Source organism: Dactylosporangium sp. CA-092794 (assembly GCF_050948465.1).
Lineage (GTDB): Bacteria > Actinomycetota > Actinomycetes > Mycobacteriales > Micromonosporaceae > Dactylosporangium.
Map to the genome: position 1 here is coordinate 10,895,774 of NZ_CP192044.1, position 21,977 is coordinate 10,917,750.

A 21,977-nucleotide genomic window follows, 5' to 3' on the forward strand; every position below is an offset into this window, starting at 1 on the left:
CCGGTACCCACGCCCGCGGGGCGCAACCGCGGGCGGTCCCTCGCTACCGGAGCCGAGGGCAGCCTGGTTCAGCCACGGATCCCCAGCAGGTGCTCCATGGCCAGCTGGTCGAGCCGCTCGAACGCCATGCCCCGGGCGGCGACCGTCTCGACGTCGATCTCCTCGGCGCGCAGCTGCGCCAGGGACTCCCCCGGCAGCAGCGTCGGCACCGACAGCTCGTCGACCCGCGCGGTGGCCAGTGCGGCGGACACCTCGGGGTCGTCGCGGAACGCGCGGACCTTCTCCTTGAGGATCAGGTAGTTGCGCATGCAGGCCGCCGCGGTGGCCCAGACGCCCTCGGCGTCCTCGGTGCGCGGGGGCTTGTAGTCGAAGTGGCGCGGGCCGGCGTACGCCGTCGGATAACCGGAACTGTTCTCCAGCACGTCGACGGTCCAGAACGCGCCGCGCAGGTTGCCGGCGCCGAAGCGTAGGTCCTGGTCGAAGCGCGGCCCGTGCTGGCCGTTGAGGTCGATGTGGAACAGCTTGCCGTGCCACAGCGCCTGCGCGATGCCGTGCGCGAAGTTGAGCCCGGCCATCTCCTCGTGCCCGACCTCCGGGTTGAGTCCCACCCGCGACGGCTCGTCCAGCGTGGAGATGAGCGCCAGGGCGTGGCCGATCGTGGGCAGCAGGATGTCGCCGCGCGGCTCGTTGGGCTTGGGCTCGATGGCCAGCCGGATGTCGTAGCCGCGCTCGCGGATGTAGGCGCAGATCGCGTTGATCGCCTCGCGGTAGCGGTCCAGCGCGGCGCGCATCTGCTTGCCGGCCCCGGACTCCGCGCCCTCGCGGCCGCCCCACAGCACGTAGGTGGGCGCGCCGAGCTCGGCGGCGAGGTCGATGTTGCGCAGCACCTTCTGCAGGGCGAAGCGGCGCACGGCGCGGTCGTTGGCGGTGAACGCGCCGTCCTTGAAGATCGGGTGGCCGAACAGGTTGGTGGTGGCCATCGACACGACCAGGCCGGTGCCGGAAAGCGCCTCGCGGAAGCGGCTCACGACCTTGTCGCGGACCGTCTCGTCGCTGCCGAACGGGATCAGGTCGTCGTCGTGGAAGCTGACCCCGTACGCCCCCAGCTCCGCCAGCCGGTGCACGGTCTCGACCGGGTCGAGCGCCGGGCGCGACGCCGAGCCGAAGACATCCTGGGCCTGCCACCCCACTGTCCACAGGCCGAAGGAGAACCGATCGGCGGGCGTGGGGGCGTACGGGTCGTTCATGCCGGCACGCTCACCCACGACGAGTCCGAACGCTGCACCGCGTCGAGTACCAGCTGCACCTGCAGCGCGTCCTCGAACGACGGGGTGGGGTCGGCACCCGTCGCGATCGCCTCGATGAAGTCGCGCATCTCGTGCGTGAAGGAGTGTTCGTAGCCGATGAGGTGCCCCGGCGGCCACCAGGCCGCGAAGTACGGGTGCTCGCCCTCGGTGACGAGGATGCGGCTCCACCCCTGCTCGGCGGCGGGCCGGGTGGCGTCGTAGAACTCGAGCTCGTTGAGGCGCTCGAGGTCGAAGGCGAGCGAACCGTGCTCGCCGTTGACCTCCACCCGCAGCCCGTTCTTGCGGCCGGTCGCGAACCGGGTCGCCTCGTAGGTGGCCACCGCGCCGCCGTCGAGCCGGGCGATGAACAGCGCGGCGTCGTCGACGGTCACCTCCCCGGTGGCCGAGCCGGCGCTGGCCGACAGGCCGCTGGAGGCCTCGGGCAGCGGGCGCTCCTTGATGAACGTCTCGGTGAGCCCCGACACGCCGGTGATGCGCTGGCCGGTGACGAACTGGGTGAGATCGATGATGTGCGCGCCGATGTCGCCGAGCGCGCCCGAGCCGGCCCGCTCCTTCTGCAGCCGCCACACCAGCGGGAAGCCGGGATCGACGATCCAGTCCTGCAGGTAGACGGCCCGCACGTGACGGATGGCGCCGAGCCGGCCGGCGGCGACGAGGTCGCGCATGAGGCTCACCGCCGGCACCCGGCGGTAGTTGAACCCGCAGGCCGAGCGCACGCCGGCGGCCCGGGCCTTGGCCGCCGCGGCGACCATGGCGCGCGCCTCGTCGACGGTGTTGGCCAGCGGCTTCTCGCACAGCACGTGCTTGCCCGCCTCGAGCGCGGCGATCGCGATCTCGGCGTGGCTGTCGCCCGGGGTACACACGTCGATGACGTCGATGTCGTCCCGGGCGATCAGCGCGCGCCAGTCGGTCACCGCCTCGGCCCAGCCGAGCCGGCCCGCGGCCTGCCGCACCTTCGCTTCATCGCGACCGCAGACGGCGACCATGGTCGCCCGCGCGGGCAGGTCGAAGACCCGGTTCACGGTACGCCACGCCTGGGAGTGCGCGGCGCCCATGAAGGCGTAGCCGACCATGCCGACGCGCAGTTCCCCGCTGCCCTGACTGGACACTGGCGGTTCCTTTCTCGTACAGGAAAATCAGCAAACTCAGGACTTGAAGCCCAACGGCAGGTACTTGTCGACGTTGTCCTTGGTGATCGTCTCCGACTGCAGCACGATCAGCTTGGGAACCTGCAGCTCGACCAGGTCGCTCATGCCCTTGCCCTGGGCCGCGAGGCGGGCCAGGATGATCGCCGACGAGGCCATCGACGGCGGGTAGGTCACCGTCGCGGTCAGCACCGTGTCGCCGGACTTGATGTGGTCCATCGCGTCGCGCGAGCCGGCGCCGCCGACCATGAAGAACTCCTTGCGCCCGGCCTGCTGGATCGCGGCGAGCACGCCGACACCCTGGTCGTCGTCGTGGTTCCACACCGCGTCGAGCTTCGGCGCGGCCTGCAGCAGGTTGGCCGCGGCGGACTGGCCGGTCTGCACCGTGAACCCGGCCGCGACCCGGTTCTTGACGCTCAGCCCGTAGGTCTTGAGCGTGTCGGCGAAGCCCTTCGAGCGGTCCTTGGTCAGCTGCAGTTCGTCGATGCCGGCGATCTCGCCGATGACCGCGTCGGTCTTGCCCTTGAGCTTCTCGCCGACGTAGTGCCCGGCGGCCACGCCCATGCCGTAGTTGTCGCCCTTGATCAGGCAGAACGAGGCGGCGGAGTCGGAGAACTCGCGGTCGAGGTTGATGACGATGATGCCCGCGTCGGTCGCCTTCTTGCCGACCGCGGTCAGCTGCGCGCCGTCCTGCGGCAGCAGCACGATCGCGTCCGGCTTGCTGGCGATCAGGGTCTCCAGCGCGGCGATCTGGGCCGGCGCGTCCTTACCGGCATCGACCACCTTGAGCGTCACGTCGGAGAACTTCGCCGCCTGCGCCCTGGCGTTGTTGGTGATCGCGCCGATCCAGCCGTGGTCGGCGGCCGGGGCGGAGAAGCCGATGGTGACCGGCTTGCCGGGGACGGCGCTGGCGGCGTTGGCGTCCTTGACGTTGGTCTGCGCGGAGTCGTCGTTGGTCTCGTTCGACGTGCAGCCGGCCAGCAGCGCGCCGGCCCCGAGGGCCGCACCACCGAGCAGCAGCCGGCGGCGGGACATGTCGGGCGAGGTTGCGCTCATCACGACCTCCTGGTCGTCTTCGGGATGTTGGATTTTCGGGGTGTACCTCATGAGCCGTTCACGGGCGCACTGATCCACACCGCCGTCTCGGCGTGGACGGCGGAGTCGTGACCCGATCTGGAGCAGAGCTATGAAGTGCTGGGTTTGCGCCAGAGCGACGAGACCCGGAATGCCTGGATGAGCACGGCGACCACGATGATGCCGCCCTTGATGATCCGCTGCAGGTCGAGCTGCAGGTTGTTGATGACGAACAGGTTGGTGATCTGCGTGAAGATGACCACGCCGAGCAGCGAGCCGACGATGGTGCCGCGGCCGCCGGTCAGCGCCGTGCCACCGATGATCGCGGCGGCGATCGCGTCGAGCTCGTAGAGGTCGCCGTGGGTGTTGCTGCCCGAGGTGGTCTGCGACACCACGATCAGCGCGGCGATGCCGCAGCAGATGCCGGACAGCACGTAGAGCAGGACGGTCTGCAGCCGCACGTTGATGCCGGCCAGCCGGGCGGCCTCGGCGTTGCCGCCGATGGCGACCGTGCGCCGGCCGAACGTGGTGCGGTTGAGCAGCACCCAGCCGACCGCGACGACGGCCAGGAAGATGACGACCACCCACGGAACGCCGGCGATCTTGTCGGCGGCGAAGCCATTGATGAACGTGTCGTGGTTGATCTGGGTGTGCGAGCCGGAGATGCTCTGGGCGAGGCCGCGGGCCGAGAGCATCATGGCCAGCGTCGCGATGAACGGCACCAGCCGGCCGTAAGAGATCAGCGCGCCGTTGATCAGGCCGGCACCGGCACCGACGGCGAGCGCGGTGAAGATCATCGACCCGGCGCCGTAGCTCTGCGTGGCGACCGTCGTGCACCACACGCTGGCCAGGGCCAGCAGCGCGCCGACGGACAGGTCGATGCCGCCGCTGATCATCACGAACGTCATGCCGACGGTGAGCACGCCGATGCTGGAGGCCTGGGTGAGCACCGTCAGCTCGTTGTTCCAAAGATGCTCGCCGTCGAGGAAGATCTCCGGCGCCGTGATCGCGCCGATGACCAGCAATAAGATCAGCACACCGAGCAGGGCGAGGTTGCGCTTGGCGTTGTCCGCGCCCTCCCGCTGCCAGAAGCCCTGCGGGCGGACGCGGGGCGGGTCGGTATGGACATCCACAGGTTCAATAGCGGTGCTCATGGCGACACCTCGCTGGCGCTCGGCGTCGCCACGAGGCACGACGCACGCTGCAACATGACTCGCTCGCTACGCTCACTCATGCCGACACCTCGCCGGCGCTCGGCGTCGCCACGAAGCACGACGCACGCTGCAACATGACTCGTTCGCTCCGCTCACTCATGCGGCGGTCCCTTCGGGGGCGGTGCTCTCCAGGTCGGCGCCCTCGAGCAGCGAGCCGGCCATCACCAGGTCGAGCACGGTGTCTTCGTCGAGTTCGTCGGCGGGCGCCTCGCGCACGACCCGGCCCTCCCGCATGACCAGCACGCGGTCGGCGAGGCCGAGCACCTCGGGCACCTCGCTGGACACGAGCAGCACGCCGACGCCCTCGTCGGCGAGCCCGCGGATGACCTGGTACAGCTCGGCGCGCGCACCCACGTCGACGCCGCGGGTGGGCTCGTCGAGCAGCAGCAGCCGGGTGCCGCCGAGCAGCCAGCGGCCGACCACGACCTTCTGCTGGTTGCCGCCGGACAGCGTGCGCACCGGCCGGCGCACGTCGGCGGGGCGCAGGTCCAGGCCCCGGGTCACGCCCTCGGCGGCGGCGCGCTCGCGCCCGGCGTCGGTGAACCCGGCCCGGGCGTAGCGGGCGAACCCGGCCAGGGTCACGTTGCGATAGATCGGCTCGCCGAGCAGCAACGCCTGGCTCTTGCGCTCCTCCGGCGCCATGCCGATGCCGGACCGCACGGCCGCGTTGACGCTGCCGCGGCGCAGCCGCCGGCCGTCCAGCTCGACGGTGCCGGCGGCGGGCCGGCGCGCGCCGTAGATCGCCTCCAGCACCTCGGAGCGGCCGGAGCCGACCAGGCCGGTGATGCCGACGATCTCTCCACCGTGGACGGTCAGCGACACGTCGGCGAACCGGCCCGGCACGGTGAGCCCCTCGACCCGCAGCAGCGGGGCGCCGTCGAAGGCGCGCGCGGCGGGCCGCTCGGGGAAGACATACTCGATGGTGCGGCCGGTCATCCGGCTCACCAGCTCGCGGTTCGGGGTGGTCTTCGCGTCGAGGTTCGCCGCCGTGGTGCGGCCGTCCTTGAGCACCGTCACCCGGTCGCCGATCTCGCGGATCTCGTCGAGGCGGTGCGAGATGTAGATGACCGCGATGCCCTGCGCGGTCAGCCCGCGCACGATGCGGAACAGGTTCTGCACCTCGTCGTGGGCGAGCACGGCGCTCGGCTCGTCCATGATGAGCAGCCGCGCCTCGCGCGACAGCGCCCGGCCCATGCTGACGATCTGCTTCGCCGCGGCGGGCAGCTTGCCGACCTCCCGGCCGGCCGGGATCTCCGGGTGGCCGAGGCGCCGCAGGATGGCGGCGGCGCCGCGGCGCATCGCCCGGCGGGCCACGAAGCCGGCGCTGTGCGGCTCGTGGCCGAGGTAGATGTTCTCCGCCACGCTGAGCCCGTCGACCAGGTCGAGCTCCTGGTAGATGGTGGCGATGCCGGCCTTCATGGCGGCCTGCGGGCCGCTGAAGGTGACCGGCTCGCCCTGCCACAGGATCTCGCCCGAGTCCGGCGTGTGCGCGCCGGACAGGATCTTGATCAGCGTCGACTTGCCGGCGCCGTTCTGCCCGAGCAGGCAGTGCACCTCGCCCGCGCGGACCTCCAGCTGCACGCCGTCGAGCGCGCGGACGCCCGGAAAGGTCTTGACCACGTCGGTGAGCCGCAGGACCACGTCATCGGATGCCTGTGCCGGTGGTGCCGTCATGATGGCCGTCCATATGCGAGTTCGCTGGCCAGCACCGCGGCGCCGACGACGCCGGCGCGGGGGCCGAGCTCGGACAGGACGACCGGCAGGTTGCCGGTCGCGAGGGGCAGCGAACGCCGGTACACGACGCTGCGGATCTCGGCGAGCAGGATGTGCCCGAGGCCGGCGAGCCCGCCACCGATGACGATCATCGACGGGTTGATGAAGCTGACCAGGCCGGCCAGCACCCCGCCCACCCGCCGCCCGCCGTCGCGGATGAGCCGGATGCAGGTGACGTCGCCCTCGGCCGCGCCGTCGGCGACGTCCTTCGCGGTCACCGAGCCGTTGGCGGCGAGCCGGTCCGCGAGCGCGGGCGAGGCCCCGCTGCGGGCCGCCGCAGTGGCGTCGCGGGCGAGCGCGCCGCCGCCGAAGAGCGCCTCCAGGCAGCCGACGTTGCCGCACGAGCACACCGGCCCGTGGCTGTCGACCTGGATGTGGCCTATGTCGCCGGCGCAGCCGTCGGTGCCCCGGTACACCTCGCCGTTGAGGTAGATGCCGCACCCGATCCCGGTGCCGACCTTGAGGAACAGCAGGTTGTCGACCGAGTGCGCGACGCCGCCGTAGCGCTCGCCGATGCTCATGATGTTGACGTCGTTGTCGACGACGACCGGGCAGTTGTGCTCGCGCCCGAGCACCTCGCGCACCGGGAACCGGTCCCAGCCCGGCATGATCGGCGGCGACACCGGCACGCCGTCGCGGAAGCTGACCGGCCCCGGCACGCCGATGCCGATGGCGTGCAGGCGCTCGTAGGCGCCCTCCGCCTTGAACTTCATCAGGATCTCGTTGACCCGCTGCAGGATCACCTTCGGCCCGGACCGGATGTCGGCCGGCTCGCCGTATGCGGCCACCGGCTCCAGCCGCCCGTCGGTGATCTCCACGTCGATCGAGCTCGCGCCCAGGTCGACCGCGGCGAAGCGCAGCCCCGGGTTGAGCTCCACCAGGGTCGAGCGCCGCCCGCCGCGGCTCGCGGCCGGCCCGGCCTCGCGGATCAGCCCGGTGGCGACCAGCGCGTCGAGATCCGCGAGCAGCCGCGGCCGGGGCACCTCGAGCCGGTCGGCCAGCTCCGCCCGCGACAGGGCACCCGTGTCCCGCAACAGGCGGAGCAGGCGCGACTGGACCGGGTTGTCGATGGCACTGACCGAGTTCATAGAGGACACCTCCTCGTCGGGTCGCAGGCCAGGGGTGTCCGCGACATGCGGCTACACCACCACACCGCCGCAAAGGTGCTGGTTGCTGGGGCGTGTGCGGTGCGTTACACCCGTGTTGCAGCGAGACTTTAGGCGGTCCCAACCCGCCGCGTCTAGAGCTTCTATCTCCCGTTACCAAACTTTTGTTGGATCAGACGGAAGTTCGGATGATGCCGAAAATATGCCTGTTTCCACAGCTCAGATGCCTTCCCGGGAGATCATCCGACTTTGCCAAATCCGGACAAACTACTTCAGCAGAAGTTTTTCCAGCCGCCGGCTCGCCAGCCACAGCCCGCCCGCCGCGAGGGCAACCAGATAGGCGGCGTGCCAGGCCAGCCCCCACTGCGGCGAGCCCGTGCAAATGCCACGAATCAGCACAACCCCGTGGTACAGCGGCGTCAGCTCCACCACGACCCGCGCCGCGGCCGGGAAGCCCGACGGCGGCGCGAACGTCCCGCTGAACAGGAACAGCCCGAACAGCCCCACGTTGACGTAGTCGAAGTCCTGCCAGGACCGCAGCAGCGTGGAAACCGCCAGCCCCAGCCCGCCGAAGGCGAGCCCGACCAGCAGCGCCGCCGGGAGGGCGGCCAGCGCCCACCCCGCGGAGGTCAGCCCGAGCACGACCATGACCGCGAGGAACGCCGCCGAGTAGAACCCGCCGCGCACCAGCGCCCACAGCAGCTCCCCGCCGGACAGCTGCACCGCCGTCACCGGCGTGGCCAGCGTCGCGTCGTAGAGCCGCATGAACTTGAGCTTCGCGTAGAAGTTCATGACGGTCTCCGCCATGGCCCCGTTCATGCTCGACGCGGCCAGCATCGCCGGCGCCACGAACTGCGCATATGTCACCAGCCGCCCGTCGCTCAGCGGCATGTCGCCGACCAGCCGGCCCACCCCGACCCCGATCGACAGCAGATAGAGCAGCGGCTCGGCGAACCCGGACATCAGCACCCACCAATACGCCGCGTGCCGCGCCGCGGCCAGGTTGCGCGAGGCGACGGCGAGCGCCCCGCCGCCCCGGCGCTGCATCTGCCCGTAAACCGTCGTGGTGACCATCAGTCCTCCAGCCGGCGGGTGAAGGCGCGCGGCGCCGCTGCGGAACCGGTCGCGACCCGGGCCGCGTCGACCGTCGTGGTGACCATCAGTCCTCCAGCCGGCGGGTGAAGGCGCGCACAGCCAGCGTGTAGCCGACGGCGATCCAGGCCAGCAGGACGGCCGCGTGGATCGGGATGCCCCAGGCGGTCGGCGTGCCCAGAATCGCGGCGCGGCACAGCTCGACGCCGTGCCAGAGCGGTGAGACGTAGGCCAGGGCGCGGGCCGCCGCCGGCAGCCCGCCGACCGGGAAGAAGACGCCGGCGAACAGCGACATCGGCACCACCACCAGGCGGAACAGCACCGCGAAGTAGCCGTCGCTGTCCACCACGGCCGCGAAGGCGAACGTCGGCGCCGCCAGCGCCAGGCCGGCCAGGACCGCCGCGAGCAGGGCGGCCGGCGACCACCACGAGCGCAGCACCCCGAAGGGCAGCAGCACGAGCAGGAAGGCCGCGCTCGCCAGGGCGATGCGCAGGGCGATGAACGACAGATGGCCGCGCACGATCGCCCCCGCGGTCAGCGGCGTCGCCCGCATCGCGTGATAGCTGCGAATCCAGTTGAACGACGAGAACACCGGCCAGGTCGACTCGCCGATCGAGACCTGCAGGGCCGTCGAGGCGAGCAGGCCGGGGCCGATGTAGGCCAGATACGGCACGCCGAGCCCCGACCCGCCGCGGGCGTCGACATAGCCGCCGACGGTGACGCCCATGGCGATCAGGAACATGGCCGGCATCGCGAACGAGCTGAACACCGACGAGCGCCAGACCCGCCGGTAGGAGGCCAGGTGATACCCCAGGGCCGCGAGGGTGTCCATCACTCCACCAACGTCCGGCCGGTGAGGTGCAGGAACACGTCCTCCAGCGAGCCGCGGCGGACCAGCGTGCTCGACGGGGCGAGGCCCCGCCCGGCGATCTCGGCCACCGTCGCGTCGCCGTCGCCGGTGTAGACCAGGATCCGGTCCGGCAGGACCTCGGTGCGCTCGCCGATGCCGTCGAGCTTGTCGCCGAACGCCTCCGTCGCCTCCACGCCGAAGCGCACCTCGACCACCTCGCGCGTCGAGTGCAGCTCGATCAGCCGGCGCGGCGAGCCCTCCGCCACGATCCGCCCGGCGTCCATCACCACCAGCCGGTCGCACAGCTGCTCGGCCTCGTCCATGTAGTGCGTCGTCAGCACCAGCGTCACGCCGCGCTGCTTGAGCCGGAACAGCCGCTCCCAGACCAGGTGCCGGGCCTGCGGGTCCAGGCCGGTGGTCGGCTCGTCGAGCAGGACGATGTCGGGCTCGTTGACCAGGGCCCGGGCGATCGTCAGCCGCCGCTTCATGCCCCCGGACAGCGGCTCCACCTTGTCGCCCGCCCGGTCGGACAGTTGCACGAAATCGAGCAGCTCCCGGGCCCGCTCCCGGGCGACCCGGCGCGGCACCCCGAAATAGCGCGCATATACCACCAGGTTTTCCAGCACGGTCAGCTCCGGATCGAGCGAGTCCTGCTGGGGACACACGCCCAGCCGGGCCCGGATCGCCGGCCCGTCCCGCGACGCGTCGAGGCCGAGGATGCGCAGCGAGCCACCGGTCGGCCGCGACACGCACCCGATCATCCGCATGGTCGAGGACTTGCCCGCCCCGTTGGGCCCGAGGAAGCCGAAGGCCTCACCGGCCGCCACCCGCACGTCGATCCCATCGACCGCGGTGAACTCTCCGAACCGCTTGACCAGTGATGTCGCCGATATCAATGCCCCGTTGTCAGCCACGGCCCCGACCCTAGTCCGGGGGTACGACAATTTTCGCCGCCATTACGATGCCCCAGTGCGCCTCAACCCGCGCTGGCTCGGGCTGGCCGGGACGACTCTGCTGGCCGCCAGCGGATTCCTGGCCGGCAAGCCGGTGCATCCCGACCCCGCCTGGGTGACCGGTGTCTGCCTCTGGTTCGCCGGCCTGGCGGTGCTCGGCCGCGCCTGGTGGGCGCTGCGTGACGCCCCGAGCCCGCGCGAACTGCTGGTCACGGGCGCGATCTGGAGCGTTCCGCTCCTGGTCGCACCGCCGATGGGCGCCCTGGACGTCTACGCCTACGCCTGCCAGGGACAGCTCTTCGACGCCGGCTTCGACCTGTACCAATCGGGCCCGTCGGCGTTGCCCTGCACCTGGCTCAGTGCGGTACCCCCGCTGTGGCATGACACGCCAACGCCTTATGGCCCGCTGTGGTTCGCGATCTCTGGCGGCGTCGCCTGGCTGGCGCACGGTCACCTGATCGTGGCGGTCGGGCTGTTCCGGCTGGTCGCGCTCCTCGGGCTGCTGCTGTGCGTGGCCGCCGCCCACCGCCTCACGGACGGTAACGCGGCGATCGCGGCCAGTCCACTGGTGCTGATTCATGTCGTATCCGGGGTACATAATGATGTCCTGCTGGCGGGGTTCGTCCTGACGGCCTTCGCGCTCGCGACGCGGGGCCGTTCCGGGCTGACCGGCGTCGCCCTCGGCCTGGCGGCCGCGGTCAAGATCACGGCGCTGGTCGCCGCCCCGTTCGCGGCGCTGCTGGTGCTGTTCCGCGCCGACCGCCTGTGCCGCCGCGCGCCGGTGAGCCTCACCGCGACGATGGTGCTCACCTATGCGGTGCTCGCCGTCGCCACCGGGCACGGCCTCGGGTTCGTCCGCGCGCTCGGGGCCACCGCGGGCCTGGTGCAGTGGCTGTCGCTGCCGACCGGCCTCGGGATGGCGGCGGGCTACGTGCTGCGGCTGTTCGGCCGGGGCGACCTGTTCGCGACGGCGGTCGCCGTGGCCCGCGCGATCGGCCTCGCCGCCCTCGCCGCCGTGCTGGTCGCGCTGTGGTGGCGGGCGCTGCGGGCGGCCCGCCGCCGGGTGCCGGACCTCACCGACCGCGTGCTCACCGCCTGCGGCCTGGCGCTGCTGGCGACCGCGGTGCTCGGGCCGGTGTTCTATGCGTGGTACACCATCGCGGGCATCGCCGTCCTGGCCGGCACGACGCTCGGCGGCCGGCTGCGCACCGGCGTGCACGTGGCGGTGGTGGCCCTGCCGTTCCTGACGCTGCCGGACAGCCTCGGCCTCGCCACGAAGACCAAGGTTCCGGGAGCGTTCCTCGACGTGGCCATCGTCATTGCGGCGGTGGTACACCTGGTGCGCACCCGCCGCGCCCGAGCCCCCGGCCCGAAGACCGGCTAGTAGTACTTTGTTACGTCGGCGTGTCGTGGGTGTCCGTCGGGCGGTTCGGGAGTTGCATGCCTTGGTGACCCCTGAGGAGCTTTCGGTTGTGCGGCAACGCCTTGAGGCGTTCGCGGCGGAGATGTTCGCATCTATGGCCCGGTCGGATCAGCGGGTGAAGGGCGAGACGTATCTGCGTGGGCTGTTGCTGGACGGTCGGCGCAAGTCGATGCAGCCGATGGCGGAGCGGCTCGGCGTGGATCATCAGGGGTTGCAGCAGTTTGTGACGACCTCGACCTGGGACACGGCGGCGGTGCGGGCCCGGCTGGCCGCCCGGGCGGTGGACCTCGTGCAACCGGTGGCGTGGGCGATCGACGACACCGGGTTCCCGAAAGACGGCACCGGGTCGCCCGGCGTGGCCCGGCAGTACTCCGGCACCCTCGGCAAGGTCGGCAACTGCCAGATCGGCGTCAGTGTGCATGCGGTCACCGACACGGCGTCGTGTCCGCTGGACTGGCGGCTGTTCCTGCCCGAGTCGTGGGACACCGTCAAGGCCGGACCGGCGGCGGTGAAAGCAGCCAAAGCCAAGCAGCGCAAGACGTTGAGCAACGCCCCACGCGCCGCCGCGCCTGCTGCGGCCACAGCTGTCGCTGTCGATGTCGAGGCGGTGACCGAGGCGGCCCGGCAGCGACGCCGCAAGTCCGGGGTGCCCCAGGAGGAGGGTCATCGTCCGAAGTGGACGCTGGCGATCGAGATGATCGACGGGCTTGCCGGGCACGGGTTGCGGCCGCCGCTGGTGGTCTCGGACTCCGGATACGGTGACAGCGGCCCGTTCCGGTCCGCGTTGGATGAACGTGGCATCGTCTACAGCGTCCAGGTCAACGGCGAAACCCTCGCCCACCCCGCCGAGGCGAGACCGGTGGCGCGCACCTGGTCCGGGCGCGGCCGACCGCCGGCGTCTCCCCGGCCGGACTACTCGCACGACGCGATCAGCGTGGCCCAGCACGTCCTGGACGCCGGGCGTGGCGCGGCGGTCACCGTCTCCTGGCGCGAGGGCAGTAAAGGCACCCTCACCTCGCGGTTCGTGTTCCTGCGGGTCCGCCCGGCCGGGCACCGCATCCCCCGCGACGCGGACGGCAGCCTGCCCGAACGGTGGCTGATCGCCGAATGGCCCGACAACGAGGACGAGCCGGTCACCTACTGGCTGTCCAGCCAACCCGCCGACACCCCCGCCGCTGACCTGATCCGCTACGCCAAGATCCGCTGGCGGATCGAACACGACTACCGCGAACTCAAGACCGGCCTCGGCCTGGACCACTTCGAAGGCCGGTCCTGGACCGGCTGGCACCGCCACGTCACCCTCGTCACCGCCGCGCACCTGTTCATCACCATGCTGCGACTCGACCCAAAAGCGGATGCGCCGGCCTGACCCTCTACAAGGTCATCCACGAGCTGCAACTGCTGCTCGCAACCTGGACCGGCGCATGCCCCACCTGCCACCAGACGGTGAAACCGTTACACCGCAACAACCATCGACAGACCTAACAAAGCCCTACTAGCGCCTGCGTCGAAGTCGGCGGTATTGGCGGACCGCGCTGAGGTTCAGGCGTGTCGACATCGGCAATGAGCGAGGTCTCCGGTCGTTGGCTGAACAACCAAGAACCGTAAAGGGCCCGCGGTGCGGCGCTTTCTCTCCGTGATCATGCCGAGGAGCGTCCCGAATGGCGGGATCTCCATGATCGTGGAGCGATGATGTACCAGGAGCGGCACTATCGCTCCGCGATCATGAGGATCCCAGCAAGTGGACGCCTCCGGCGCATGATCACGGAAGCAAAACGCCGCACCGGCCGCAGGGGCCGCCAGCGCCGCGCGCGGCGGGGCGGGGCCGCTGGGGGTCGCGCCGCTGTGGATCGACGCGGTTGAGTCGGCCGCTGGATCCGGCGGCATGGGAGGGCGCATGCCGGGGTTCGAGAGCGGCCGGGCACCGGCTTCGGCCCCGTAACCCCGCCAGCAGTGCCACGCGGTGAAGTGCGGGTCGAGCGCAACCGCGCCGTCGCGGCCCAGGGTGGCGCACCTGGTTGGCGACGAAACCGCGGCGCACATCGCCGCGATCAACGAATGGCTGTGATACAGGCCATAGCGGCTCCGCGGCTACGCGGGCGTTGCCGTCGCCAGCGGCCCGGCCCTTGCGCTCACCGCCTCGCCAGCCTGGCCTCCGCAGCCGGGGAGCGTCCGCGCCAGGACGGCAGCCGGCGCTACGGCACGGTGCCGACGCCGGATCTGGCCCAGGCGACCAGCTCCTGGGTGTGCTCGGCCACGCCTGGGGCCTGCGGGTCGATGCCCTCGTCGTAGCGGACGGTCCAGCGCAGGCCGTTGACGCCCGGCACGCGCCGCCCCACCACGCGCACGCCGCCGCGCCGGCCGGTGATCTCGTCCAGCGGGTGGTGCGAGGTGTGCGCGATGGAGCGGTTGACGCGCACCCGCACCTGCTCCGGCACGCGGTCCGGGTCCAGCAGGGTGATGATCAGCGGCGGCAGGTCCTCCGTGACGGTGTACTCCTCGCCGCCCGCCGGCACCTCCCGCGCCGCGACGACGGCGAGCTGCCGGCCCGACCAGGTGGCCTTGTGGATCTCGTGCCAGCCGAGCCGCTCCCCCGCCCCGGGCAGCCACAGCCCGTGGTTGGTGGCCACCACGACGTTGTCGCCGGTGGCGCCGGCCCAGGCGACCACCCGCTCGTCCCCGCCGAGCTTGGGCCGGTGCTCGGCGGCCAGCCGCCGCCGCTTCAGAAAGCCGAACACACCCATCGATCCCTAGATATCGTGATATTGGCGAAATGTCCGGACGCGCCAGCGGCCGGACATTTCGGGTATGCACCGAACCGGGCGGGCTCGCAGACACCGGCTGAGACCGCGGACGCACGCGACAGGGCCGCCGCGCGCACCGTGCAGCGCGGGCGCACCGTGCAGCGCGGGCGCACCGTGCAGCGCGGGCCGTGGCGCGGTCACCAGCGGCTCGCGCCGCGGTCGCGCAAGGCCCGGGCGTGGCCCTCCAGCGAGACGAGCTCGCTGAACAGGCGCAGGTGCTCGTCGGCGTTGGTGACCGGGTTGATGCGCTGCAGCTTCGACTTGAGCTCGGCGATCGTCCGGTTCAGCGCCATCAGCTGCAGCCGGTTGAGCGTCGCCTCGACATAGCGCGGGTCGGGCTCGCCGTCCAGGCGCAGCGGCTCCACCGCCAGCTCCGCGACCAGGGCGCCCGAGGCCAGGTCCAGGCAGGACTCGCGGACCCGCTCGATCCACACCGCGCCGCCGCCCGCGCTCGATGCGCCGCCCGCCTCGGCGACCGCACCGCGCAGGGCCAGGTACACCGGGTGGGTGTAGACCTCCGGGCCGACCGCGTCGAACATCGGGCCGGCCAGCGCCGGCTGCTGCAGCGCCAGCTTCAGCGCCTCCCGCTCGACCAGGGCCTCGGGGCTGTCGGGAGCGAGCACCCGGCGCTGGGCCTGGGCGGGGATCGGGTCGACCGCGCCCTTGCCGGCGGCGGCCACGGCGCGCTGCACGGTCTCCAGCTCCATGCCGAGGTCGCCGGCGAGCTTTCGGGCGTACTCGGGGCGGAGGGTGCGGTCCTTGATCTTGGCGACCAGGGGGGCGGTGGCCCGCAGGGCGCCGACGCGGCCCTCGGCGGTGTCGAGGTCGAAGCGCAGGATCACCGAGCGCAGCGCGAAGTCGAGCAGCGGCTGCCGGTCGGCGACCAGGTCTCGCACGGCCGCGTCACCCTTGGCCAGGCGCAGCTCGCAGGGGTCCATGTTGTCGGGGCCGACCGCGATGAACGTCTGGGCGACGAAGCGCTGGTCGTCCTCGAACGCGCGCAGCGCCGCCTTCTGCCCGGCCGCGTCGCCGTCGAACGTGAAGATGATCTCGCCGCCGTAGCCGTCGGCGTCCATGAGCAGGCGGCGCAGGACCGAGATGTGGTCGGCGCCGAACGCGGTGCCGCAGGTCGCCACCGCGACCGGCACGCCGGCGAGGTGGCAGGCCATCACGTCGGTGTAGCCCTCGACGATGACCACCCGGCTCTGCTTGGCGATCTCCCGTTTGGCCTGGTCGATGCCGTAGAGGACGTGCGACTTCTTGTAGAGCGGGGTCTCGGGCGTGTTGAGGTACTTCGGGCCGTCGTCGTCATCGAACAGCCGCCGCGCGCCGAAGCCGATCACGTCGCCCGAGATGTCCCGGATCGGCCAGACCAGCCGGCGGCGGAACCGGTCGATGAGCCCGCCCGAGCGGCCCTCGCGGCAGAGGCCGGCGCTGATGAGCTCCTGCGCGGAGTACCCCTTCTGGCGCAGATGCTTGCTGAGCAGGTCCCAGCCCTCGGGAGCGAACCCACACCCGTAGCGCTCGGCCGCCTCCTTGCTGAACCCGCGCTGGGCCAGGAACTCCCGGGCCGGCCGCGCGCCGGGCGTGCCCAGCTGCTCGGCGTAGAAGCGGGCCGCCTCGGCGTGGGCCGCGATCAGCCGCTGCTTCTGCCCGGTCTGGCGGATCGGCGCGCTGCCCGCCTCGACGTAGCGCAGCTGCAGCCCGGCCCGCCCGGCCAGGCGCTCGACCGCCTCGACGAAGCTCAGGTGGTCGTGGTCCATCAGGAACTTGATGGCGTCGCCACCGGCGCCGCAGCCGTGGCAGAAATACACCCCGCGGGCGGGCGAGACGTTGAACGAGGCGGTCTTCTCGTCGTGGAACGGACACAGGCCCTTGAGGTTGCCGCCGCCCGCGGAACGGAGCGTGACGTGCTCGGAGATCACGTCCTCGATCGACGTGCGCTCCCGGACCAGGGCGATGTCCTCGTCCTTGATCTTGCCGGCCAACCGCCACCTCCCGCCGTCCATCCTGCCTCGCGGCACCGCCAATCTACGACTCGCGGGACAGCGGCGGGTTGCCGGGCCGTGCCATGCTGCGCGCATGGCGACCGAGACCGAGCCGCAGAAGCCCAAGACCCGCCCGTGGTACCGCCGCCGCTGGGTGATGATCGCCACGCTGAGCCTGTCCGGGCGGCTGAGCGACGACCGGGCCCGCCGCCGTCGCACCCTGCGCCGCCTGGTGTTCGCCGCCGTTGTTGTCGCGGCGGTGGTACTCACCCCCAGCGCCTGGATCCGCATCGAGGCGGCCGGGCGCGTCGTCGCCGCCGACCGGGCACCGGCGGCGGACGTGGCCATCGTGTTCGGCGCGCAGCTGGAGAACGGCGCACCGATGTCGTTCCTGCGCAACCGGCTCGACACGGCCGCCGCGCTGGTGTCCTCCGGAAAGGTGAAGGCGCTGCTCATCTCCGGCGACGCGCACGGAGCCTCCGGCAACGAGGTCGACGTGATGAGCGGCTACCTGCGCGAGCACGGCGTCGACCCGGCCCGGCTGGTCGTCGACCCATATGGCCTGGACACCTATGACACGTGCCGCCGCGCGCACGACGTCTACGGCGTCAACCGGGCGCTGCTGGTCAGCCAGGACGCGCACGTGTATCGCGCGGTCACCCTCTGCCGCGCCGTGGGCGTCGACGCGTGGGGCGTGCCGTCCGGGTGCAAGGGCTGCCAGCAGCTGACAATTTGGTACAACGACACCAGAGAGGTCGGCGCCGGCTGGAAGGCCGCGTCGGACGCGATCCGGCACCGCGCGCCCGCCGTGCAGTCCCCCGCCGATCCGGCACTCCAGCAGGCGGTGGCCGCACACACTCCATAGTGGACGGCACCTGGTCCGGGCCACCCTGGCGCAGCCGCGGCGGACCGGAGCGGGCGTCCGCATCCGCGCGGGACGACACGCGGAATATCGCGCGACACGCGACGGACGGGCGACAACCCCCCGCGCGACACCCGGCCGCCATCGCCGTTTTCGCCGTGCGCGGCCGGTCGCGACGGCATACTTGACCAGGTCCGTGGGGCCGGCGGCCCGGATCGACCGGTTCCGATCCGGCCGGCGAGCGATGCGATGGGTGGTGCGAGTCCGGTGACGGCGAGCGTGCGAGGGCGGCGCGGCTGATGGTCATCGTGTTGCGGACGACGGACGACGTCCTGCGCTGGGCCGGCCGGCTCGTCGGACCCCCGCTGCGGGCCGCGATCGGCCGCCTGCCCGAGCCGTCCCGCGAGGTCGCCGAGCTGCAGCTGGGCTGGCACAGCGGCGGTGACACCCAGCTCGTGACCCCGCGCGGCGCGACCGGCCGGCTGCCGGACCCGCCGGACGAGATCGCCGAGCTCCAGCTGGGCCGGCACGGCGGCGACACCCCCGTCGCGACACCGCGCGGCGCGATCGGCCGGCTGCCGGAGGTGGCCGGCGAGGTCGCCGAGTTCCGGTTTGGCCGGCCCGGCGGCGGCGACGCGCCGGTCGCCACGCTGCGCAGCGCGCTCACGCTGGTGTGCGCGGACGCGGTGGGCGGCGACCCGCACGACGCGGTGCCGGCCGCGGTCGCCGTCGAGCTCATGCACCAGTGGTCGGCGATCCGCCGCGACCTCGTCGACGAGCGCGCCGACGGCGCCGCGGGCGTGGTCGGCCCGCAGCCCGCCGCGCTGGGCGGGGAGGCGCTGCTCGCGCTCGCGTTCGACGTCGTCGCCACCGGCGACCCGACCCACATCGCGCCGGGCCGCCCGCGCCAGCGCTCCGGACAACCCGGCCCGGACCGGACCATGATGCGCATCCTGGGCGACACCGTGCAGGAGCTCCTGCACGGCCAGCACGCCTCGCTAGCCCTGCAAGGCACCCGCCCCGACCCGGCCGGCGAGGAGCGCACCGACCTGCTGCGCGACTGCCTGGCCATGGTCGAGCAGCGCACCGGCGCCCTGTTCGGCTGCGCGTGCGCCCTCGGCGCCGTGGCCGGCGGCGGCGACCCGGCCCAGGTCGAGCGGCTACGCTTGTTCGGCGTCCGGCTGGGCCTGGCCGTGCAGTTCGCCGAGGACCTGCTGGGCATCTGGGGCGAGGACCCGGCCCCGGGCCGCCCCGCCTACCCCGACCTGCGCCGCCGCCGGCGCTCCCTGCCGGTCGCCGCCGCGATCGCCGCCGGCGCCGAGGAGCTGACCGGGCTGTTCGACGGCCGCGGCCGGGTGAGCGACGCCGACGCGGAGCGCGCCGCGAAGACCATCGAGCAGTCCGGCGCCCGCGACTGGTGCCGCCGCCAGGCCGACGAACTGCTCTCCCAGGCGCTGCTCGCGCTCGACCTGGCCAGCCCCTCCCCCACCGCCGTCGCCGAACTGGTCGCCCTCGCCCGCCGCGCCACCACCGCCCCGCGGTAGCCAAAGCCCCGCCAGTCCCGCGCGTCACCGCGACCCACCACCGCGTCACGACCCATCCACGCCACCCCGCCGTGCCCGCCGCACCGCACCGCACGGCACGGCACCGCACCGCACCGCACCGGCGCACCACACCGCACCGCGGTGGTGCCCTCGCACCGCCGCGCCACCGCAACCGCCCGCCGCCACGCCACCGCACCGACCCACCGCGCCGCCCACCGTGCCACCGCCTCGCACTGGTGCGCCGCCGCCGAACCAAATCGGGGTCCGGACACGCCGTAAGGGTGAAGCGGGGAGGACGGCATGGCGGACGCGGGCGAGCAGGAGTTCCAGGAGTTCGTGCGGTCGCGGTTGCCGGCGCTGCGACGGGCCGCATATCTCCTGTGCGGGGACTGGACGCGCGGCGACGACATCGTGCAGCGGGCGCTCACCGATGCGTACGTGCGGTGGAAACGCATCCGGCGGGTCGACAACATCGACGCCTACGTGCGCGCGATTCTCGTTCACCGGTTCGTCGACGAGCAGCGTCGCGGGTGGGCGCGAGTGCGGCTGCTGGACCGGCTGCCCGACGGCCCGGCCGAGGACGCCGCGCTGCAAAGCGTGCCGGCCGGCCTCGACCTGCGCGACGCGCTCGCCGAGCTGCCGCCGCGGCAGCGGGCGGTACTGGTGCTGCGCTTCTACTACGACATGTCCGTCGAGCAGACCGCGGAGGCGTTGCGCTGCGCGCCCGGCACGGTCAAGAGCCAGACCGCGGCGGCGCTGCGCGCGATGCGGCGCATTCTGTCGCCGGTCGACGCGGGGAGGACGCGATGAGCGAACCACAGTTCGACGAGGGAACCCTGCGGGTGCTCATGCGCGCGGACGACGACCCGCCGGAGTCCCGGGTCGATCTCGCCCTGGTGCTCGCCGACGGGCGACGACGGCGGCGCGCGCGGCAGGGCGTCACGATGGCGGTGACGGCCGCGGTCACGGTGCTGGGGCTGACCGGCGCCGCGGCGGCGACCCTGCAGCCACCGGCCCCGGCGCCCGGCCCGCCGCCGACCGCCGCGGCCGCACCCTCCGAGTCGCCTTCGACCGCCGCGGCCGGGCCGGCCGGCTCGGCGGCGGCGCGGCGCTCGGCCGGCGGGTTCGAGCCGATCCTGATGCTGCGGTTCGCCCCGGGCTGGCTGCCCGCCGGCGTGCACCCGACCGGCGAGCCATCGCTGTGGGCGGCCATGCAGTCGGCGTCCTTCACCGACGAAACCACCAAAGCCGACAAGGCCACCGAAGCCGACGGCGCCGACGAAGCCACCGAAGCCGACGGCGCCGACAAAGCCACCGAAGCCGACGGAACCGGCGAAGCCGACAGAGCCGACGGCGCCGGCGGAACCGGCACGGCCGATAGAGCCGACAGAGCCGGCAGCGCTGATGGAGCCGGCAACGCCACCGAGTTTGCGATCACGCTGTATGCCCCCGGGTTCCGGCCGCGCTGGCTCGACCCGGCCACGGCCGGCGGCGAACCGCCACACACCCGCAGCCCGGCACCACCGCTGGGCGAGGCCGGCGCCGACTGGTACACCGTCGAGGCCGGCAGCAACGGGCTGCTGTGGCAGTGGGCGCCCGGCGCGTACGCCACCGTCGAGGGCACCGCACCGGGCACCCTCGAGCAGAACCGCGCGCTCTGGCGGCGCGTGGCCGGACAACTGCGCACCGATGTGCGCGCGCCCGAACCGATCGGCGTGCGCCTCACGTCGGTGGCGGCGCCGCTGGTCCTCATCGGCGTCGACCGATCGATCGACCCGGCGACCGGCGCGACGACGACGCTGACCCTCGCCCACCGCGCCTACGTGCCGCCGGCCGACCGCTCCGGACCCGGCTACCGCGTCACCGTTTCCGATGATTCGGTACACCTGGATGCCTCCGCCGCGGCCGGCCCGCCACCGAGCGCCGAGCCGATCCCGGACCGGGCCGACTGGACGACGGATCCGATGCCCTGAAGCTCAGCTGAGCGCGGCCACGACGGTGGCCGCCCGGTTGGCGTGCTTCTGGTACGCCCCCGGGTACGCCGAGCGCTGTACCGCCTGCGCGGCCGCCGTCACGCTCATGCGCTCCCAGCCGTTCACCTGCACCAGCGCGTTGTAGAACAGCGACGCCGAGCGGGACGGGTTCATGAGCTCGGCCACGCTGCCCCAGCCCTGGCCGGCGCGCTGCTGGAACAGCCCGACCGAGTCGTGGTCCTGGGAGACGCCCTCGTGCGGCAGCCGCAGCGACGCCGGGACGGCGGGGCTGGCGACGTTGTACAGGTCGCTTTCCTGCATCGCGGTGGCGATGGCGACGACCAGCCCCCGGTCGGGCATCCCCTGGGCGCGACCCTGCCGCACGATCGCGGCGGCGTTGTTCATCTGGGTCTGGTCGAGCCCGGCGACCGGGCGCGGCGGCTGCGGCGCCGGCGGTGGAGGCGGCGGCTGGGACGGCGGCGCCGACGCCGAGGCGGACGGGGCCGGGGAGCCGGTGGGCGACGGCGACGCGGACAGCGCGGCCGACGGGCTCAGCGAGGTGAACAGCGAGACATCGTGGGCATATACCGGCGCGGCCGCGGCGAACGGCACGTGCCCGGTGCTCGACCCGCCGGCCGAGCCGGTGGCGAACAGCGTCGCGGACAGCACGGCGGCGGACACCGCCCCGGTCTTGAGCGGCACGCGCACACGGCGGTGCCGGGGCTGAAACTGGCGTGGCAATGGCTTCACGGAAAGGTTTCCTCTTCGAACGGCGCGAAAACGGACGCGCGAAACGAACCGCGCGAAACGAACCGCGCGAAACGAACGCGCGAAACGAACGCGCGGAACGGACCGCGCGAAACGAACCG

Annotated in this window: 18 protein-coding genes; 6 read left to right on the forward strand and 12 right to left on the reverse strand. The window is 72.5% G+C overall.

All coding sequences use genetic code 11. The features are described 5' to 3' along the window. Nucleotides 1-68: 68 nt before the first annotated feature. From xylA to ACQPXD_RS47025, 9 genes are all read right to left on the reverse strand, one after another. Nucleotides 69-1,247, reverse strand: coding sequence for a xylose isomerase (gene xylA, locus ACQPXD_RS46985; RefSeq protein WP_432830093.1), 1,179 nt, complete (start codon nucleotides 1,245-1,247; stop codon nucleotides 69-71). Next, a complete protein-coding gene (locus tag ACQPXD_RS46990) occupies nucleotides 1,244-2,380 on the reverse strand; it encodes a Gfo/Idh/MocA family protein (RefSeq protein WP_432844214.1) in 1,137 nt (378 codons plus the stop codon). Before ACQPXD_RS46990 ends, xylA begins: the two co-directional genes overlap by 4 nt. A gap of 72 nt (nucleotides 2,381-2,452) precedes the next feature. Next, nucleotides 2,453-3,508, reverse strand: a complete 1,056-nt coding sequence (locus ACQPXD_RS46995; protein ID WP_432830095.1) for a substrate-binding domain-containing protein — start codon at nucleotides 3,506-3,508, stop codon at nucleotides 2,453-2,455. 128 nt (nucleotides 3,509-3,636) lie between these two features. Beyond that, on the reverse strand, nucleotides 3,637-4,680 hold the full coding sequence (locus ACQPXD_RS47000; RefSeq protein WP_432830096.1) for an ABC transporter permease: 1,044 nt from the start codon (nucleotides 4,678-4,680) through the stop codon (nucleotides 3,637-3,639). Nucleotides 4,681-4,836: 156 nt separating this feature from the next. Continuing rightward, entirely contained in the window at nucleotides 4,837-6,414 is a 1,578-nt protein-coding gene (locus tag ACQPXD_RS47005; protein ID WP_432830098.1) for a sugar ABC transporter ATP-binding protein, read from the reverse strand. Then, entirely contained in the window at nucleotides 6,411-7,601 is a 1,191-nt protein-coding gene (locus ACQPXD_RS47010; protein WP_432830100.1) for an ROK family transcriptional regulator, read from the reverse strand. The genes ACQPXD_RS47005 and ACQPXD_RS47010 overlap by 4 nt, the downstream gene beginning before the upstream one ends. Before the next feature lie 285 nt (nucleotides 7,602-7,886). Beyond that, nucleotides 7,887-8,693: an ABC transporter permease gene (locus ACQPXD_RS47015; protein WP_432830102.1), complete on the reverse strand. Its 807-nt coding sequence runs from the start codon at nucleotides 8,691-8,693 to the stop codon at nucleotides 7,887-7,889. Nucleotides 8,694-8,778: 85 nt separating this feature from the next. Then, complete coding sequence (locus tag ACQPXD_RS47020; RefSeq protein ID WP_432830104.1) at nucleotides 8,779-9,543, reverse strand: ABC transporter permease; 765 nt, start codon at nucleotides 9,541-9,543, stop codon at nucleotides 8,779-8,781. Then, complete coding sequence (locus ACQPXD_RS47025) at nucleotides 9,543-10,475, reverse strand: ABC transporter ATP-binding protein (RefSeq protein ID WP_432830106.1); 933 nt, start codon at nucleotides 10,473-10,475, stop codon at nucleotides 9,543-9,545. Before ACQPXD_RS47025 ends, ACQPXD_RS47020 begins: the two co-directional genes overlap by 1 nt. Before the next feature lie 55 nt (nucleotides 10,476-10,530). Here ACQPXD_RS47025 and mptB point away from each other — a divergent pair, with 55 nt between their 5' ends. Together mptB and ACQPXD_RS47035 are read left to right on the forward strand one after the other, a co-directional pair. Continuing rightward, nucleotides 10,531-11,898, forward strand: coding sequence for a polyprenol phosphomannose-dependent alpha 1,6 mannosyltransferase MptB (gene mptB, locus ACQPXD_RS47030; RefSeq protein WP_432830108.1), 1,368 nt, complete (start codon nucleotides 10,531-10,533; stop codon nucleotides 11,896-11,898). 64 nt (nucleotides 11,899-11,962) lie between these two features. After that, on the forward strand, nucleotides 11,963-13,306 hold the full coding sequence (locus ACQPXD_RS47035) for an IS701 family transposase (RefSeq protein WP_432830110.1): 1,344 nt from the start codon (nucleotides 11,963-11,965) through the stop codon (nucleotides 13,304-13,306). An 826-nt stretch (nucleotides 13,307-14,132) separates the two neighbouring features. On the opposite strand, the gene ACQPXD_RS47040 is transcribed toward ACQPXD_RS47035, so the two are convergent. After that, nucleotides 14,133-14,681: a hypothetical protein gene (locus ACQPXD_RS47040; protein ID WP_432830112.1), complete on the reverse strand. Its 549-nt coding sequence runs from the start codon at nucleotides 14,679-14,681 to the stop codon at nucleotides 14,133-14,135. Nucleotides 14,682-14,878: 197 nt separating this feature from the next. Beyond that, nucleotides 14,879-16,750 (reverse strand): DNA primase, encoded by a 1,872-nt coding sequence (gene dnaG, locus ACQPXD_RS47045; RefSeq protein ID WP_432830114.1) that lies wholly within the window; start codon nucleotides 16,748-16,750, stop codon nucleotides 14,879-14,881. Between the two features lie 73 nt (nucleotides 16,751-16,823). Here dnaG and ACQPXD_RS47050 point away from each other — a divergent pair, with 73 nt between their 5' ends. The 4 genes from ACQPXD_RS47050 (at nucleotide 16,824) to ACQPXD_RS47065 (ending at nucleotide 21,108) form a co-directional block, all read left to right on the forward strand. Then, nucleotides 16,824-17,594, forward strand: a complete 771-nt coding sequence (locus tag ACQPXD_RS47050) for a SanA/YdcF family protein (protein WP_432830116.1) — start codon at nucleotides 16,824-16,826, stop codon at nucleotides 17,592-17,594. A gap of 296 nt (nucleotides 17,595-17,890) precedes the next feature. After that, nucleotides 17,891-19,135 carry a polyprenyl synthetase family protein gene (locus ACQPXD_RS47055; protein ID WP_432830118.1) on the forward strand — a complete coding sequence of 415 codons (1,245 nt, stop codon included), beginning with the start codon at nucleotides 17,891-17,893 and terminating at the stop codon, nucleotides 19,133-19,135. A 300-nt stretch (nucleotides 19,136-19,435) separates the two neighbouring features. Then, nucleotides 19,436-19,945, forward strand: coding sequence for a SigE family RNA polymerase sigma factor (locus ACQPXD_RS47060; protein ID WP_432830120.1), 510 nt, complete (start codon nucleotides 19,436-19,438; stop codon nucleotides 19,943-19,945). After that, on the forward strand, nucleotides 19,942-21,108 hold the full coding sequence (locus tag ACQPXD_RS47065) for a hypothetical protein (protein ID WP_432830122.1): 1,167 nt from the start codon (nucleotides 19,942-19,944) through the stop codon (nucleotides 21,106-21,108). The genes ACQPXD_RS47060 and ACQPXD_RS47065 overlap by 4 nt, the downstream gene beginning before the upstream one ends. A 3-nt stretch (nucleotides 21,109-21,111) precedes the next feature. Here the strand turns inward: ACQPXD_RS47065 and ACQPXD_RS47070 are convergent, their stop codons facing one another. After that, nucleotides 21,112-21,810 (reverse strand): hypothetical protein, encoded by a 699-nt coding sequence (locus ACQPXD_RS47070; RefSeq protein WP_432830124.1) that lies wholly within the window; start codon nucleotides 21,808-21,810, stop codon nucleotides 21,112-21,114. Nucleotides 21,811-21,977: the final 167 nt, after the last annotated feature.

Bases quoted from the DNA above. Each gene is read 5' to 3' on its own strand.
- ACQPXD_RS47040 (WP_432830112.1), bottom strand. From the start codon at position 14,681: ATGGGTGTGTTCGGCTTTCTGAAGCGGCGGCGGCTGGCCGCCGAGCAC.
- xylA (WP_432830093.1), bottom strand. From the start codon at position 1,247: ATGAACGACCCGTACGCCCCCACGCCCGCCGATCGGTTCTCCTTCGGC.
- ACQPXD_RS47055 (WP_432830118.1), top strand. From the start codon at position 17,891: ATGGTCATCGTGTTGCGGACGACGGACGACGTCCTGCGCTGGGCCGGC.
- dnaG (WP_432830114.1), bottom strand. From the start codon at position 16,750: ATGGACGGCGGGAGGTGGCGGTTGGCCGGCAAGATCAAGGACGAGGAC.
- ACQPXD_RS47050 (WP_432830116.1), top strand. From the start codon at position 16,824: ATGGCGACCGAGACCGAGCCGCAGAAGCCCAAGACCCGCCCGTGGTAC.
- ACQPXD_RS47010 (WP_432830100.1), bottom strand. From the start codon at position 7,601: ATGAACTCGGTCAGTGCCATCGACAACCCGGTCCAGTCGCGCCTGCTC.
- ACQPXD_RS47020 (WP_432830104.1), bottom strand. From the start codon at position 9,543: ATGGACACCCTCGCGGCCCTGGGGTATCACCTGGCCTCCTACCGGCGG.
- ACQPXD_RS46995 (WP_432830095.1), bottom strand. From the start codon at position 3,508: ATGAGCGCAACCTCGCCCGACATGTCCCGCCGCCGGCTGCTGCTCGGT.
- ACQPXD_RS47065 (WP_432830122.1), top strand. From the start codon at position 19,942: ATGAGCGAACCACAGTTCGACGAGGGAACCCTGCGGGTGCTCATGCGC.
- ACQPXD_RS47015 (WP_432830102.1), bottom strand. From the start codon at position 8,693: ATGGTCACCACGACGGTTTACGGGCAGATGCAGCGCCGGGGCGGCGGG.
- ACQPXD_RS46990 (WP_432844214.1), bottom strand. From the start codon at position 2,380: ATGGTCGGCTACGCCTTCATGGGCGCCGCGCACTCCCAGGCGTGGCGT.
- ACQPXD_RS47000 (WP_432830096.1), bottom strand. From the start codon at position 4,680: ATGAGCACCGCTATTGAACCTGTGGATGTCCATACCGACCCGCCCCGC.
- ACQPXD_RS47060 (WP_432830120.1), top strand. From the start codon at position 19,436: ATGGCGGACGCGGGCGAGCAGGAGTTCCAGGAGTTCGTGCGGTCGCGG.
- ACQPXD_RS47005 (WP_432830098.1), bottom strand. From the start codon at position 6,414: ATGACGGCACCACCGGCACAGGCATCCGATGACGTGGTCCTGCGGCTC.